This is a genomic window from Pseudomonas sp. AC193 (genome assembly GCF_979258075.1).
Window position 1 is genome coordinate 4,786,223 of the sequence record NZ_OZ409832.1, and the last position, 14,904, is coordinate 4,801,126.

Annotated in this window: 13 protein-coding genes; 2 read left to right on the forward strand and 11 right to left on the reverse strand. The window is 60.8% G+C overall.

Annotated features, from left to right (window positions below):
- Positions 1 to 76: 76 nt before the first annotated feature.
- Positions 77 to 1,291 carry a phosphoserine phosphatase SerB gene (gene serB / locus ACZZ0D_RS21555; RefSeq protein ID WP_053116753.1) on the reverse strand — a complete coding sequence of 405 codons (1,215 nt, stop codon included), beginning with the start codon at positions 1,289 to 1,291 and terminating at the stop codon, positions 77 to 79.
- 134 nt (positions 1,292 to 1,425) lie between these two features.
- On the opposite strand from serB, the gene ACZZ0D_RS21560 reads away from it, so the two are divergent.
- Positions 1,426 to 2,943 (forward strand): AhpA/YtjB family protein, encoded by a 1,518-nt coding sequence (locus tag ACZZ0D_RS21560; protein ID WP_463554238.1) that lies wholly within the window; start codon positions 1,426 to 1,428, stop codon positions 2,941 to 2,943.
- A gap of 361 nt (positions 2,944 to 3,304) precedes the next feature.
- Here ACZZ0D_RS21560 and ACZZ0D_RS21565 read toward each other — a convergent pair whose 3' ends face one another.
- The 9 genes from ACZZ0D_RS21565 to ACZZ0D_RS21605 all read right to left on the reverse strand — a co-directional run bounded on the left by ACZZ0D_RS21565 (position 3,305) and on the right by ACZZ0D_RS21605 (position 12,666).
- Complete coding sequence (locus tag ACZZ0D_RS21565; protein WP_053116751.1) at positions 3,305 to 4,018, reverse strand: PqiC family protein; 714 nt, start codon at positions 4,016 to 4,018, stop codon at positions 3,305 to 3,307.
- A gap of 176 nt (positions 4,019 to 4,194) precedes the next feature.
- Entirely contained in the window at positions 4,195 to 6,459 is a 2,265-nt protein-coding gene (gene parC / locus ACZZ0D_RS21570; protein WP_053116750.1) for a DNA topoisomerase IV subunit A, read from the reverse strand.
- Positions 6,460 to 6,466: 7 nt separating this feature from the next.
- A complete protein-coding gene (locus ACZZ0D_RS21575) occupies positions 6,467 to 6,991 on the reverse strand; it encodes a retropepsin-like aspartic protease family protein (protein ID WP_463554239.1) in 525 nt (174 codons plus the stop codon).
- Complete coding sequence (locus ACZZ0D_RS21580) at positions 6,988 to 7,977, reverse strand: esterase-like activity of phytase family protein (protein ID WP_463554240.1); 990 nt, start codon at positions 7,975 to 7,977, stop codon at positions 6,988 to 6,990. The genes ACZZ0D_RS21575 and ACZZ0D_RS21580 overlap by 4 nt, the downstream gene beginning before the upstream one ends.
- Positions 7,977 to 9,884 carry a DNA topoisomerase IV subunit B gene (parE, locus tag ACZZ0D_RS21585; protein WP_053116747.1) on the reverse strand — a complete coding sequence of 636 codons (1,908 nt, stop codon included), beginning with the start codon at positions 9,882 to 9,884 and terminating at the stop codon, positions 7,977 to 7,979. The genes ACZZ0D_RS21580 and parE overlap by 1 nt, the downstream gene beginning before the upstream one ends.
- A gap of 41 nt (positions 9,885 to 9,925) precedes the next feature.
- Positions 9,926 to 10,534: a YqiA/YcfP family alpha/beta fold hydrolase gene (locus ACZZ0D_RS21590; protein ID WP_053116746.1), complete on the reverse strand. Its 609-nt coding sequence runs from the start codon at positions 10,532 to 10,534 to the stop codon at positions 9,926 to 9,928.
- Between the two features lie 156 nt (positions 10,535 to 10,690).
- A complete protein-coding gene (gene cpdA / locus ACZZ0D_RS21595) occupies positions 10,691 to 11,506 on the reverse strand; it encodes a 3',5'-cyclic-AMP phosphodiesterase (protein WP_463554241.1) in 816 nt (271 codons plus the stop codon).
- A gap of 99 nt (positions 11,507 to 11,605) precedes the next feature.
- Positions 11,606 to 12,058 carry a DUF1249 domain-containing protein gene (locus ACZZ0D_RS21600; protein WP_053116744.1) on the reverse strand — a complete coding sequence of 151 codons (453 nt, stop codon included), beginning with the start codon at positions 12,056 to 12,058 and terminating at the stop codon, positions 11,606 to 11,608.
- Positions 12,049 to 12,666, reverse strand: a complete 618-nt coding sequence (locus tag ACZZ0D_RS21605) for an NUDIX domain-containing protein (RefSeq protein ID WP_053116743.1) — start codon at positions 12,664 to 12,666, stop codon at positions 12,049 to 12,051. Before ACZZ0D_RS21605 ends, ACZZ0D_RS21600 begins: the two co-directional genes overlap by 10 nt.
- Positions 12,667 to 12,893: 227 nt before the next feature.
- Between ACZZ0D_RS21605 and ACZZ0D_RS21610 the strand changes: the two genes are divergently transcribed.
- Positions 12,894 to 13,640: an RsiV family protein gene (locus tag ACZZ0D_RS21610; protein WP_463554242.1), complete on the forward strand. Its 747-nt coding sequence runs from the start codon at positions 12,894 to 12,896 to the stop codon at positions 13,638 to 13,640.
- On the opposite strand, the gene cytX is transcribed toward ACZZ0D_RS21610, so the two are convergent.
- Positions 13,609 to 14,901, reverse strand: a complete 1,293-nt coding sequence (cytX, locus tag ACZZ0D_RS21615) for a putative hydroxymethylpyrimidine transporter CytX (RefSeq protein ID WP_463554243.1) — start codon at positions 14,899 to 14,901, stop codon at positions 13,609 to 13,611. The genes ACZZ0D_RS21610 and cytX overlap by 32 nt on opposite strands.
- Positions 14,902 to 14,904: the final 3 nt, after the last annotated feature.

Below are 14,904 nucleotides of genomic sequence, written 5' to 3' on the forward strand. Positions count from 1 at the left end.
CGCTCCCACATTTGAAATGCATTCCAATGTGGGAGCGGGCTTGCTCGCGAAGAGGCCAGCTCAGACAGCAAAAATCTTAAAGCTGTCCGTCACGATCACGGAAGCCCAGCAAATACAGCACACCATCAAGACCCAACGTCGAAATCGCCTGCTTCGCCGATTGTTTCACCAACGGCTTGGCGCGGAACGCCACGCCCAACCCGGCAATTGCCAGCATCGGCAGATCGTTCGCGCCATCGCCCACGGCAATGGTCTGCTCCAGACGCAAACCTTCCTTGTGCGCCAACTCTTTCAGCAAATCAGCCTTACGCTGCGCATCGACAATCGGCTCGATCGCTACGCCGGTGCACTTGCCGTCGACCACTTCCAGTTCGTTGGCGAACACGTAGTCGATGCCGAGTTTGGCCTGCAATTGTTTGGCGAAATAGGTGAAGCCGCCAGACAGGATCGCGGTCTTGTAGCCCAGACGCTTGAGTTCGGCAAACAACGTTTCCGCGCCTTCGGTCAGACGCAACGACGCGCCGATCGAATCGAGCACGCTGACGTCGAGGCCTTTGAGCAGCGCCAGACGTTCTTTGAAACTGGCGCGGAAATCCAGTTCGCCGGACATCGCACGTTCAGTGATGGCCGACACCTGTTCGCCGACACCGGCAGCCTTGGCCAGCTCATCGATCACTTCCGCTTCGATCAGCGTCGAGTCCATGTCGAACACGGCCAGACGACGGTTGCGACGGAACAGCGAGTCTTCCTGGAAGGCGATGTCGACGTTCAGCTCTTGGGCGACGCTGAGGAATTCGGCGCGCAAGGCCTGCGGATCGGCCGCTTCGCCACGCACGGAAAACTCGATGCAGCCCTTGCCCTTGTCCGCAGGCGTGTCCAGCGGCATACGACCCGACAGACGGTCGATGTGGTCGATGTTCAAACCGTATTTAGCAGTGATAGAGCTGACGGCCTGCAATTGGCCGGCGGTCACCTTGCGGGTCAGCAAGGTCACGATGTGGCGTTTTTTGCCCTGGTTGCCCACCCATTGCTGGTAATCCTCTTCGGACACCGGGGTGAAGCGCACCTGCTGGTCGAGCTCGTAGCCCTTGAACAGGATGTCCTTGAGCACGGATTTGCCTTGCTCGGAGTCGGGAATTTCAACCAGGATGCCGAACGACAGGGTGTCGTGGATCACCGCCTGACCGATATCGAGAATGTTCACACCACCTTGTGCCAGAACACCGGTAATGGCTGCCGTCAGACCCGGACGGTCGACTCCCGTGATGTTAATCAGGACGATTTCGCGCAACGCGCACCCCCGCAACTGGAAAAAAACCGCATTCTACCCACTTTCAGTGACCATCGGGCACCGTCAGCGCTTTGCCGGTCTAGGGCCTGTCGCTATACTGCGCGTCAACTTCACGGACAAAAGAGCCGAGCTCAGTGAACCGGCCCACGCCAGTTAAAACCGATAACTTCTTCCTGCTGATCTTCCGTGCACTGCGCCACCGCCGTGTACCGATTGCATTGCGCATTGCCAGCCATAACGTGATCCTGGTCGCTCTGGCCCTGGTGATCTATGCCGGCGTGATGGGTTTGCAATTCAAGCAGGCCATGCACCAGCAGGCCGATGCGCTGGGCGAAAGCCTGACCACGCAGACCGCGACCTCTGCCACGGAGCTGTTGGTGTCCAACGACATCCTCAGCCTCAACGTGCTGCTCAACAACCTGACCAAGAACAAACTGGTGGCCCACGCGGCGATCTACAGCGTGGATAACCGCATCCTCGCCGAGTCCGGTCAGCGGCCCAAGCACAGCCTGTTGGGCGAAGCCGAAGGCATGTACGAGAGCAAGATCACGTTCCAGGACGTGACCGCCGGGCAACTGCGCATCAGCCTCGACATGGATCAGTTCCAGCAGCCGATGACCATCAGCCTGCAAAGCATGGGCATTCTCAGCGGGATTCTGTTGGCGCTGTCGCTGGCCTTGAGCCTGCGTATTGGCCGTAATCTGTCGACGCCACTGCTGCAATTGCGCGTGTGGCTGCGCAACATCGACGAGTACACGCCAGGCACTGATCGTCAGGACGAGATCGGCGATCTGGCGCGTCAACTGAACGCCAACTACGCCCCCGAGCCGGCGCCAGTGCCTGAACCGGAACCCGAGCCGGAATTCGAAGAAGAGGACGACGAGCCCGAGTTCGAAGTGCGCAACCTGCGCGATCCGAGCTTCGACGAAACCCGTCCGATGGCCGCCCAGAAACCGGCGCCACGCCACGTCGTCAGCACCGTTGAAGACGATGAAGACGACGACGCGTTTGCCGATCTGCGCGACGAATCGCTCGATGCAGCACCGCAACCGGTCGTGCGCAAAGCCACGCCGAGCGTGCCGCAACACAGTGCGGTGCTCGCCGTGCAGCTGGGTTCGCAGGAACAACTGCGTCGCCTGCCGCGTGCGCGTCTGGAAGAATTGCTGGAACGTTATCGCGACTGTCTCGATCAGGCGGCTTCGTTGTATCAGGGTGAAATCGAAACCTTGAACGACGGCAGCACGCTGATGCTGTTCCACACCGAAGACAGTGGCGACGACTACCTGACCAACGCGATCTGCTGCGGCGAGCTGCTGCGCGCGCTGGGCCATCAGTTGCAGATTGAAGTCGCGGACAGCGGCATCACCCTGCAATTGCAGTTGGGCCTGACCTTGGGCGATGAGCTGTTTGGGTTGAGCCAGATCGATCTGCTGCTGACGGATTCGGCGCAGGATGCTTTGGCCCTGTCGCAGCACAGCCGCAATCTGCTACTGGTGGAACGCAAAATTGGTGACGACGCGCTGATCCGCCAACGCGCGCGAATCCGCCCGATCGCCAGCCCTGAGGGCGCTTGCTGTGTGGAGCGGTTGATGGAGCCTTATCCGTCGATGCTGGAACGGCAACTGGCGCGGATGCATGAGCGTCGGGCTTAAGCCTTCGGCCTGAAACACAGAAGCCCGCAGACGAGTAATTGTTTGCGGGCTTTTTTGTTGCCTGCCGAAAAGATCGCAGCCTTCGGCAGCTCCTACAGGGATTTGTGGTGCCCATACCATCCGCGTAACACCCCAAACCTGTAGGAGCTGCCGCAGGCTGCGATCTTTTGCCGCCTAAGCGGCCCTCTTCGCGAGCAAGCCCGCTCCCACAGTGGCGTGGGTGTCCTCGACAGAATGGGCAGCCGAGAACCCTGTGGGAGCGGGCTTGCTCGCGAAGGGGCCAGCACTGACGACGAAGATCTGGAGGCCCAGACACAACAAAGCCCGCACAAGGCGGGCTCTGTTTTAACTCGATCCAGCGTCAGAAGCGGAACACTTCCATATCCGTCCGAATCGGCGAAGCCATCGGAATCTTCGGCTGCTTATCCGCGTCCGCAGCCGGCGCTGCCGGTTTCGGTGCCGACTTACGCGGCGCTTCAGCCACCGGAGGCTGATTAGCCAACGGCTTCAACGCCACCGACAATTGCTCAGCCAGACGCTGCAACAAAATCCCCTGCGCCTGAACCTGCGAAGCCGTACTGCCCGCATGCAGCTCTTGCAGATGAATGATGCGGTTATCCCGCACCTGACCACGACGGTCAATCAAACGCCACTGCGCATCCAGAATCGCCGGTTGTTTAACGCCGGAGTCCAGACGCGTGATGGTCAGCAACACCTGCACATCCGGGGTAAACCCGCTAGTGGCCGGTGCCAGCACCACACGTTGGCTGTCGAGGTGACCCGCGACCTGACGCATCAACAACTGATCGATATCTGACGAAAGGCTGCCGGCCCAACGACCATCGGTCGCCGCTTGCAGGCTGCCGTCCGGTTGACGTTGCAGCAGTGTTTCACGTTGCAGGTAATCGGCGACGACTACCGGGCCCAGCAGAACCGCCATGCCCGCGCTTTGCGCAGGCTGAACCGGACTTCCGCTGTCCAGTTGATACAGCGACACCGGCTGGTGAACGCTGCAACCCGCCAGGCCAAGAACGCCGGCGAGCAACAAAATAAGTGGAAGGCGTAGCGCAGTCATCATCCCGTCCAGGTGGCCGCCACAAGGCTGACCACAGTGAAAATACTCAATAAATATGAAGAACGCTCGGCCACGCCGGCGCTTGAAAGGCCATATCATCCGTGAATATGCGTTCCGACTCCAGCGCCAAAGCGTCGATCTACGCGTTAAATCGTGGATCGACGCCTCTAGGACGCCTAATTGAGGTTTTCGACGAGCAGCGCATCCACTCTCTGGAAGCCCCTAGGTAGCTTATTGCCACGACGTCCACGCTCACCTTTGTAGTGTTCGAGGTCGTCGGCCTTCAGCGACAGAGTCCGTTTTCCGGCCTGCAACACCAACGTGGCGCCTTCCGGAATGACGGCGATGTCCGTGACATATTCTTCACGACTGGCCACACGTTCACCGGAAATACCGATGATCTTGTTGCCTTTGCCCTTCCCTAATTGTGGCAGATCGCTGATCTTGAAGATCAGCAGGCGACCTTCGGTCGTGACCGAGGCCAGCCAGTTGTGCTCACGATCAGCCACTGGACGCGGCGCGATGACTTTGGCGTTATTCGGCAGGCTCAACAGGGCTTTACCGGCCTTGTTCTTGGCTTGCAGGTCTTCGCCTTTCACGACGAAACCGTAACCGGCGTCGGAGGCGATCACGTACAACGCGTCGTCTTCCGGCATCAGCACGCATTCAAACGAGGCGCCCGGTGGCGGCGTCAGACGGCCGGTCAACGGTTCGCCCTGGCCACGCGCCGACGGCAACGTGTGCGCGGCGACCGAATAGCTGCGGCCGGTGGAGTCGATCACCACGGCAGACTGGTTGGAACGCCCCGCCGCCGAGGTCTTGAAGCCGTCGCCAGCCTTATAGGACAGGCCGGTCGCGTCGATGTCGTGACCTTTGGCCGAACGGATCCAGCCTTTTTCCGACAGCACGACGGTGACTTTCTCGTTCGGCAGCAGATCATGCTCGGTCAACGCTTTGGCTTCGCTGCGCTCGACGATTGGCGAACGGCGGTCGTCGCCATAGGTTTCGGCGTCCTTGATCAGCTCGGTGCGCACCAGTTTCTTCAACTTGGCTTCGCTGCCCAGCAACGCTTGCAGCTTGGCTTGTTCCTTGAGCAGTTCGTCCTGCTCGTCGCGCAGCTTCATCTCTTCCAGTCGCGCCAACTGACGCAGACGGGTGTCGAGGATGTAGTCGGCCTGAATCTCGCTGAGGGCGAAACGCTCGATCAGCTTGGCTTTCGGGTGTTCCTCGGTACGGATGATGTGGATCACTTCATCCAGGTTGAGGTAGGCAATCAACAAACCGTCCAACAGGTGCAGACGACGCTCGACTTTATCGAGGCGGAATTGCAGGCGGCGACGCACGGTCTGCACGCGGAATTCCAGCCATTCGACCAGCAAGGCGCGGAGGTTTTTCAGTTGCGGTTTGCCGTCCAGACCGATGATGTTGACGTTGACCCGGTAGGTCGACTCCAGCTCGGTGCTGGCGAACAGGTGCTGCATCAGCGCATCGTGATCGACGCGGCTGTTGACCGGAATGATGACGATGCGGCACGGGTTTTCGTGATCGGATTCGTCACGCAGGTCCGCGATCTGCGGCGCTTTCGACGGTTTCGCCTGCATCAGCGCGGCGATCTGCTCCAGCACTTTCGCACCGGAAACCTGGTGCGGCAGCGCGGTGACGATGATGTCGCCATCCTCGACGTGGTACACGGCGCGCATGCGTACCGATCCCTTGCCGGTTTCGTACATTTTCAGCAGGTCGGCGCGCGGCGTGATGATTTCCGCTTCGGTCGGATAGTCCGGGCCCTGAATATGCTCGCAGAGCTGTTCGACGGTGGCTTTCGGCTCATCGAGCAGACGCACGCAAGCAGTGGCGACTTCCCGCAGGTTGTGCGGCGGCACATCGGTGGCCATGCCCACGGCGATGCCGGTGGTGCCGTTGAGCAGAATGTTCGGCAGGCGCGCCGGCAATACCAGCGGTTCCTGCAGGGTGCCATCGAAGTTCGGGCCCCAGTCGGCAGTGCCTTGGCCCAGTTCGCTGAGCAGCACTTCGGAATAACGCGACAGGCGCGCTTCGGTGTAACGCATGGCGGCGAAGGACTTCGGATCGTCCGGCGCACCCCAGTTACCCTGGCCGTCGACCAGCGTGTAGCGATAGCTGAACGGCTGAGCCATCAGCACCATCGCTTCGTAGCACGCCGAGTCACCGTGCGGGTGAAACTTACCGAGCACGTCACCGACGGTACGCGCCGATTTCTTGTGCTTGGAATCGGCGTCCAGGCCCAACTCGCTCATCGCATAAATGATGCGACGCTGTACCGGTTTCAGACCGTCGCCGATATGCGGCAGCGCACGGTCCATGATCACGTACATGGAGTAGTTGAGGTAGGCACTTTCGGTGAAGTCAGCCAGCGACCGGCGTTCTACACCGTCCAGGCTGAGATCAAGGGGATTGCTCATGCAGGCCTCATCGGTTCGTTGTCTGGCGCAGCAACATGGTGCCACCGCGCTGAGTAAATTCAAGTTTGTTCAAGGCGCTCATGCCGAGCAGCACCTGATCGCCATGCAACCCCGGCGCCACCAGTGCGCGGACGTCCCGCAGCACGATGTCGCCCAATTGCAGGCGGGCAATTTTTGTCCGATAGCCCTGGCTCAGGCCGTTGGCCGTGCTCAGGGTCACGCCGAAACCTTCTTCCAGCTTCAAACGCTTGGCCAGATCCGCCGGGATCGCCACGTCAGTGGCGCCGGTGTCGAGCATGAACTCCACCGGCTCACCGTTGATCTGACCGCTGGCGACAAAATGCCCTTGGGCATTGCCGGCCAGTTTCACCTCAATAAATCCTTCGCCCTGCTCCGAACTGACCACCACGTTCGGATTCTGCTGGCGTTGCTCCCACTGGCCGAAAAACCGCGTGGCCAGAAACAACGCCGCGCACCAGGCCAGTACCATCAGCACGCGACCGGCGCGTTTGCCCGGTGGCTGCTGGCTCATGGCTTGGCGCTCCAGCCACCGTCAGGCGCGGCAAAGCGCCAGATGATCGGGCGTTTTTCGCCGTCGGCGCGGACGCCTTCATTGTTGTCGATACCGATCCACGCGCCCTGTGCATCCACCACCAATGCTTCTGCCAGACCGTAGGCCTGTGGGTATTGGCGCTGCGGCTGCAAGGCATCTTCAGCGAACGACCAGCATTGCTCGACTTTAGCCGTGACTGCGTCGCGGCGGCAGATCTCGAAGGCATTTCGTTCCAGCGTGAACAGCTTGCCGTTGAACAGCGACAGATCGGCGAAATCACGGGTGACGGCGCGAGCCTTGGGGAACTGCGGCGGCTGCATTTCAACGCCAGCTTCGCTGAACAGAACACAGGCACCGTCGCAATCCCAGACCGTTTGCTGACGCTTGATGGTCAGCAGACCACGGCGCTCACGCTCGGCGGCCAACCAGATCTGATCGCCCGCCGGGTTGATCGCCAAGCCTTCGAACAGCGCATTGAAGTGCAGCAACATGCCACTGGCGCGGGCTTCTTTCACCAGCATTGGCGAGATTTTCAGCCATGACGCCGGGCCTTGTGGCGGCACTTGCAACACGGCCGCGTGGGCCTCGCTGACGATGAAGCGATTGCCAGCGTTGTCGCAGGTGATGCCTTCGAAATCCAGATCGCCGCCACGCACAAACGATGCAGCCCACGTGCGCGAGCTGATGCCCCACGGCAAACCGCTGTCAGGCACCGGCGGGACGTCGATGTGCACGGTTTCGGCCTGCCAGACCTTGTCGCCGGTATTGAGACGGTAGATCTGATCGTCATCGCGATCGGACACCGTCCACAACTCGTTACCGCACAGCGCCAGCCCCGAAAGGTTGCCGCCGCGCATGCCGTCGACCGGATGCTCGGCGAGCAGGCGCAGCTCTTGTATCGGCGCGGCCGACACGCTCATTGAACTCAGCAGCAACGCACCCGCCAAGGCCCAGCCAAAGTGCATCAGGTCAGCACCTCGGCGAGGTTGCCTTTGGATTCCAGCCAGGTTTTGCGGTCGCCGGCGCGTTTCTTCGCCAGCAGCATGTCCATCATTTCCGAGGTTTCGGCGTAGTCTTCGCCCAGCGTCAGCTGCACCAGACGCCGAGTGTTCGGGTCCATGGTGGTTTCACGCAGCTGCGGCGGGTTCATTTCACCCAGACCTTTGAATCGCGTGACCTGCGGTTTGCCGCGTTTCTTCTCGGCAACCAGACGATCGAGAATGCCGTCGCGCTCGGCCTCGTCGAGGGCGTAGTAGATCTCTTTGCCCAGGTCGATACGGTACAGCGGCGGCATGGCGACGTAGACGTGACCGGCATCCACCAGCGGGCGGAAATGCTGGACGAACAGCGCGCACAGCAGCGTGGCAATGTGCAGACCGTCGGAGTCGGCGTCGGCGAGGATGCAGATCTTGCCGTAGCGCAGCTGGCTCATGTCCGCCGCGCCCGGATCGACACCGATAGCCACGGCGATGTTGTGCACTTCCTGACTGGCGAGCACTTCGCTGCCGTCGACTTCCCAAGTGTTGAGGATCTTGCCGCGCAACGGCAGGATCGCCTGGAATTCCTTGTCCCGCGCTTGCTTGGCGGAACCGCCGGCGGAATCACCTTCGACGAGGAACAGTTCGGAGCGCATCGGATCCTGGCCGGCGCAATCCGCCAGTTTGCCCGGCAATGCCGGGCCTGCGGTGACGCGTTTGCGCTCGACCTTCTTGCTAGCCTTGAGACGACGGCCGGCGTTGTTGATCGCCAGTTCGGCCAGGGCCAGACCGGTTTCCGGGTTGGCGTTGAGCCACAGGCTGAAGGCGTCTTTAACCACACCGGAGACGAATGCCGCCGCTTCACGGGACGACAGTCGTTCTTTGGTCTGGCCGGAGAATTGCGGCTCCTGCATTTTCATCGACAGGACGAACGCAATGCGCTCCCAGACGTCTTCCGGCGCCAGCTTCACGCCGCGTGGCAGCAGACTGCGGAATTCGCAGAATTCTCGCATCGCATCGAGCAGGCCCTGACGCAAACCGTTGACGTGGGTGCCGCCCTGCGCCGTCGGGATCAGGTTGACGTAACTTTCCTGTACCGCATCGCCACCTTCCGGCAGCCACAGCAGCGCCCAGTCGACGGCTTCTTTATTACCGGCGAACGCGCCGCAGAACGGCTCGTTCGGCAGGCGTTCGAATTCGTTGACGGCGTCGACCAGATACGAGCGCAGGCCGTCTTCGTAATGCCACTCGACTTTCTCGCCGGTGCCTTTGTCTTCGAAGCTGACCAGCAGACCCGGGCACAGCACAGCCTTGGCCTTGAGCACGTGCTTGAGGCGGCTGATGGAGAATTTTGGTGAATCGAAGTATTTCGGATCCGGCGCGAAGTACACGCTGGTGCCGGTGTTGCGTTTGCCGACGGTGCCGACGATTTCCAGCTCGGTGGCTTTGTAGCCATCGGCGAACGTCATCTGGTATTCGTTGCCGTCACGCTTTACGCGCACGCGTACTTCGGTCGACAAGGCGTTGACCACAGAAATACCCACACCGTGCAGACCGCCGGAGAACTGGTAGTTCTTGTTGGAAAACTTGCCGCCCGCGTGGAGCTTGGTGAGGATCAGTTCGACGCCCGACACACCCTCTTCCGGGTGGATGTCGACCGGCATGCCACGGCCGTCATCGCTGACTTCCAGCGAGTGATCGGCGTGCAGGATGACCTGCACCGATTTGGCGTGGCCAGCCAAGGCTTCGTCGACACTGTTGTCGATGACTTCCTGGGCGAGGTGGTTCGGCCGACTGGTGTCGGTGTACATGCCGGGGCGTTTGCGCACCGGGTCGAGGCCCGAGAGGACTTCGATGGCGTCGGCGTTATAAGAGCTAGCGCTGGGAGTGGCCATAGGGTCTCGTCGTCAGTCATTCATGAAATAGGGGCAAGACTTCACAATGCGGTGAAATCGATTGCCTGATACACATCGGCACCAATGCCGGCAAAACTCAGCAACGCCGGCAATTGACCGGCAAAGCCTTGGAAACTGTGGTCGCCGCCGGCCTGAATGCGCAAGGCACAGGCGCGGTAATACTGCTGGGCGAGGCGATAATCCAGTGTTTCATCGCCGGTCTGCAACCATACCTGATAGCGCTGGGCGTCCACAGGTGCTGGCACTTCCAGCTCGGCCAGGGCCGTTACATGGTCGTGGGTCAATTCCCAGGTTTCATCGGTATACAGGTTTTTCTGCGTGCCCAGATAGCCGTCGAACATCCGGTGCGGGCTGACCGCCGGGTTGACCAGCAGGGCTTTCAGGCCATGGCGCTCGGCCAGGTGAGTCGCATAGTAGCCGCCGAGTGAGCTTCCCACCAGCAGCGGGCTGCCCAGCTCGGCGATTGCCTGCTCCAACTGACCGATGGCTTCGCGCGGATGGTGATGCAGGGCCGGGACACGCAGTTTGTCGCTCAAACCCAGTTGCTCCATCACCGTTACCAGCTGACAGGCCTTTTTCGAGGCCGGGGCGCTGTTGAAACCGTGGATATAGAGGATCGAACCGGACATTTGAGCTCCCTGAGTGTCGGCGAAAGATAGCGGAGTTTACAGGGAGTCAGGGAGATCGTGGGTGTTTGTGCGGAAGCCTTCGCGAGCAGGCTCGCTCCCACAGGGAATGCATTTCAAAGTGGGAGCGAGCCTGCTCGCGAAGAGGCCAGTGTGGTCTCAGTAGCCTTCGGAGCCGTAATCGACTGTGTAGGCGAAACCGGTGACGCGTTCGACGCCGGTTTCCAAGCGGCCATCCGGCAACAGCCGCAACCAGCGATACCCCGGCGCCTGCTCCCCCACCTTGAAGTCCTCACTGCCCGGCTCAAACTGAATGCACGTCGACGGCGAAGCCATCAGCCGCACGCCATTACGCTCGCGATCAATCTCCTGATGCACATGCCCCCACAACACCGCGCGGGCCTGGGGGAAACGATCCAGCACCTCGAAAAACGCCTCCGGATTGCGCAAACCAATTGGCTCCATCCACGCGCACCCAATCGATACCGGATGATGGTGAAAGCACACCAGATGATGCCGCTCCGGCGCTTCGCTCAGCGAACGGGCCAGCAGCTGCAATTGATCGTCTTGCAAATACCCCGGCACCGAACCCGGCACCGCCGAATCCAGCATCGTCACCCGCCAGTTGCCGATGTCCACAATCGGTTCCAGCAATGCGCTTTGCACGGCGGCAACCGCCATGATCTGCGGTTCATCGTGATTACCGGGAATCCAGCGCGCGGGCGCATCGATCTGCGCGCTCATCTGGCGAAACTGTTGATACGACTCCAGCGTGCCGTCCTGGGAAATATCCCCGGTGGCCAGAATCAGGTCGATCTGCGGCTGTTGCCCCAGTACCAGTTCGATGACCTTTTGCAGGCTCTCGCGGGTGTTCATGCCCAGCAGCGAACCGTCCGCCTCGGCGAACAGATGGCTGTCGGACAACTGCACCAGCAACGCCGCATCGGCGGGGGTCAACGTGGATACGCTCGGCAAGGCGTTCTCCCAAGGCAAAAGCACGGAATCGATCAAGTGCCGCAATTATGCTGGGGGATCAGTAAAAGAGGAAAGCGGTGAACCGGACGCAGTTCACAACTAGCGTACGACTTCGTACTCGTGCCCCAGCGCCAGGCAATGACTCAGCCATTCCCCCAGGAACAGATTGAGCTGAGCCTTTTCATCCGGCTGATGCATCGCGGCATTCGGGTAAGGATAGATGCCGCGAAAGCGTCGTGCATGTTCAGCGCTGACCACTTCGGCCATGCGCGCGTCGTGATAGACCTGCACTTCCAGTTGCGGCACCGGCAGCCACGGCAGGCTGTGTTCCTGACGCACTTGCAAAGTGGTGGTGTACGGGCAGGTTTGCAGCACTTCGAGGGCCAGCACGCCGAGCATCTGCTCGCCCTGGGTCACGGCGATGCGCCGCGCTTCGGGGTCGTTGCGCATGTCCGGCACCAGCCGCATCAGGCGCGCGTAGTTGGCCTCGCAGGCGGCTTGCAGCCCCGCGAGGTCGACTCGATAACGATCGCGCAACTTGTTTACAACCATAACCCCCTCACTTCGGCGCGGTTCAGCGCCAGCCACTGCAAGGCGATGATGCTCGCCGCGTTGGCAATGCGTCCGTCACGGACGGCCTGCAAGGCATCTTCAAAGGCCCAGACCGTGACGCGGATATCTTCTGCCTCTTCTTCCAGGCCATGCAGGCCGCCTGCGCCTTCGGTGCTGCAACGCCCCAAGTACAAATGCACGAACTCGTTGCTGCCGCCCGGCGACGGGAAATATTTGGTCATCGGCCACAGGGCCTTGATGTCCAGCCCAGCTTCCTCCTGCGCCTCGCGGTGAGCAACTTCTTCCGGTTGTTCATCCTTGTCGATCAGACCAGCGACCAGCTCGACCAGCCACGGGTTGTCGGTCTTGCCCATGGCGCCGATGCGAAACTGCTCGATCAGCACCACTTCGTCGCGCTGCGGATCGTAAGGCAGCATGCACACAGCATCGTGACGCACGAAGATTTCACGGTTGATTTCGCGGCTCATGCCACCGGCGAACAATTCATGGCGCAGGTGCACGCGGTCGAGCTTGTAAAAGCCCTCGTAGCATTTTTCGCGCCGCACGATATCGACGGCGGTCGGAATGGCGTTGGCAAAATCAGTCATGAGCATCCTCTTTACTGCAATTCCATTACGAGGCTGCGCTGCTTGATTGGCAACCTCGACTTCGCGCCATCCTAACGCGCCCGAACGGTTTGATGCAGCCCCTTTACCGTCAGCGGGATGGACGGTGGAGGCGAAACCCACTCTAATTAGCTTAGTGGCGAACTGACTGCCTCGTTGAGAGTCGAAGCGGTAACTTTTTGCCTTCCCTTGTTTTCGAAAGGACGCCTATGTCGCTTTTCAAAATTGCCTCCGTAGCCGCCATCGCCCTGACTCTGGGCGCCTGCGCGAGCCTGTTCCAGCCCAACTACCGCACGCCGCTGGAGACCACTCGCGACGCATCCGAACAGTTGAAACCTGGCTGTTCCAACCCGGATTGTCCGCTGGTGAACATCGACACCCTGCGCTTTCCGGCCGAACCTGCACTGGACGGCATCATCGAAAAACGTCTGCTGCAAATGACCCGCACCGAGAAAAATGCCCCGGTAGCGCCGACCCTGGCGGCTTATCGCGATCAGTTTCTGGCCAGTGCCGGCCCGCGCAACAGCAGCTACCTGCAAGCGAAAGTACGTGAGCAGCATGACGGCTTGGTGATCATCGAGTTGTCGAGCTACCTCGACACCGGCGGCGCGCATGGCAATCCGGGTCGCGGTTTCATCAACTATTCGCGCCAGCAGCACAAGGTGCTGAACCTGTCCGACATGTTGCTGCCGGGTCAGGAAGACGCATTCTGGAAAGCGGCGCAGGTTGCGCACAACAGTTGGTTGATCAGCACCAAGCTCGATCAGGAAGCGGAGTTCGTGAGGAACTGGCCGTTCGTGAAAACCCCGAACGTGGCGCTGACCTATGGCGGCGTGATCCTCAAGTACGACGTGACCACTATTGCGCCTTACGCGCTGGGCCACGTCGAACTGAAGATTCCTTATCCGCGTCTGAACGGCATTCTCAAGCCTGAGCTGTTTCCCGGCCGTAACTGAAGGCCCGACCCAGCACTAGCTGCAACAGCCCTGCCAGCACCAGCGCCGGCAGGGTTGCGCCGATATCCGGATACAGATTCGCCAGCAAATGGTAGGTGCTCACGCCACCCAGCCACGCCAACAACGCCGGCCAGCGCAATGCGGCTGACGCGACCTGAGCACTGCGCTTGCGCAGAATGAAGTGATCCACCAGCACCACGCCGAACAGCGGCGCAAACACCGAACCGATCAACAGCAGAAAATTCTGGTACTGCGCCAACGGCGCCAGCAAGGCGATCAGCGTGCAGATCACGCCGATGGCCAAGGCCAGATGCTCGACTTTCAGGCGCAACAGAATCCCGCTCGAAACCGCTGCCGAGTGAATGTCGGCGAAGGCGTTTTCCGACTCGTCCAACAGAATCAACAACAGCGGAATGCCCAGACCGGCGCCAGCCAAGGCCAACAGCAGCGCGTTGACTTCACCGCTTGGCGCGAAGGCCAGGGTGTAGGCGACGCCAAGGCTCATCAGCCAGAAATTGCCGATGAAGAAACCGACCGCAGTGCCACCGAACACATTCTTCGCACGCTTGCCGAAACGCGAGTAATCGGCGATCAGCGGCAGCCACGACAGCGGCATCGCGATGGCAATGTCGAAGCCCACGGCGAATGGCATCGAACCGTCACCGGCGCGCGACCAAAGATCGACCAGATCGGCTTTGGCAAACAGGTTCCAGGTCAGCCAGATGCACGCGGCGAGCAACAACCAGATGCCCCACTTGCGCAGGATCTGCCGCACGAAGGTCAACGGGCCACTGACCGCCAGCAACGTCGCGAGAGCGCCGAAAAACAGCGTCCACAACATCGGGTTCGACCACAACGAACCTTCGCTGAACGCGCGGGTACCGAGCAGGCTGGCAGCGTCGCGCATAACGATGATTTCAAACGAGCCCCAACCGATCAGTTGCAGCAGGTTGAGCAGCGCCGGCAGGCTCGCGCCTTTGCTGCCGAGGCTGAGCTTCAGCGCGGCCATCGACGACAGGCCGGTGTCGCTGCCGATCACGCCAACGGCGGCCAGCAGCAGCACGCCGACCAGCGTGCCAAGGAAAATCGCCAACAGCGAACCGGACAGGCCCAAACCTGGCGCGAGCAATGCGCCGGTCTGCAAAACCATCAGGCCGATGCCGAGGGAGAACCACAGGGAAAACAGATCGCGACCACCGAATACACGCTTGTCGGCGGGTACGGCGAGGTCGGGGGAGTAAGTGCTGGGTTGAATGCTCAAGGG

What these genes read in the sequence shown, in the direction of transcription:
- parE (WP_053116747.1), bottom strand. Translation starts at nt 9,884, where the DNA reads ATGGCCACTCCCAGCGCTAGCTCTTATAACGCCGACGCCATCGAAGTC.
- ACZZ0D_RS21605 (WP_053116743.1), bottom strand. Translation starts at nt 12,666, where the DNA reads ATGACTGATTTTGCCAACGCCATTCCGACCGCCGTCGATATCGTGCGG.
- ACZZ0D_RS21565 (WP_053116751.1), bottom strand. Translation starts at nt 4,018, where the DNA reads ATGACTGCGCTACGCCTTCCACTTATTTTGTTGCTCGCCGGCGTTCTT.
- ACZZ0D_RS21590 (WP_053116746.1), bottom strand. Translation starts at nt 10,534, where the DNA reads ATGTCCGGTTCGATCCTCTATATCCACGGTTTCAACAGCGCCCCGGCC.
- parC (WP_053116750.1), bottom strand. Translation starts at nt 6,459, where the DNA reads ATGAGCAATCCCCTTGATCTCAGCCTGGACGGTGTAGAACGCCGGTCG.
- ACZZ0D_RS21580 (WP_463554240.1), bottom strand. Translation starts at nt 7,977, where the DNA reads ATGCACTTTGGCTGGGCCTTGGCGGGTGCGTTGCTGCTGAGTTCAATG.
- ACZZ0D_RS21610 (WP_463554242.1), top strand. Translation starts at nt 12,894, where the DNA reads ATGTCGCTTTTCAAAATTGCCTCCGTAGCCGCCATCGCCCTGACTCTG.
- ACZZ0D_RS21575 (WP_463554239.1), bottom strand. Translation starts at nt 6,991, where the DNA reads ATGAGCCAGCAGCCACCGGGCAAACGCGCCGGTCGCGTGCTGATGGTA.
- ACZZ0D_RS21600 (WP_053116744.1), bottom strand. Translation starts at nt 12,058, where the DNA reads ATGGTTGTAAACAAGTTGCGCGATCGTTATCGAGTCGACCTCGCGGGG.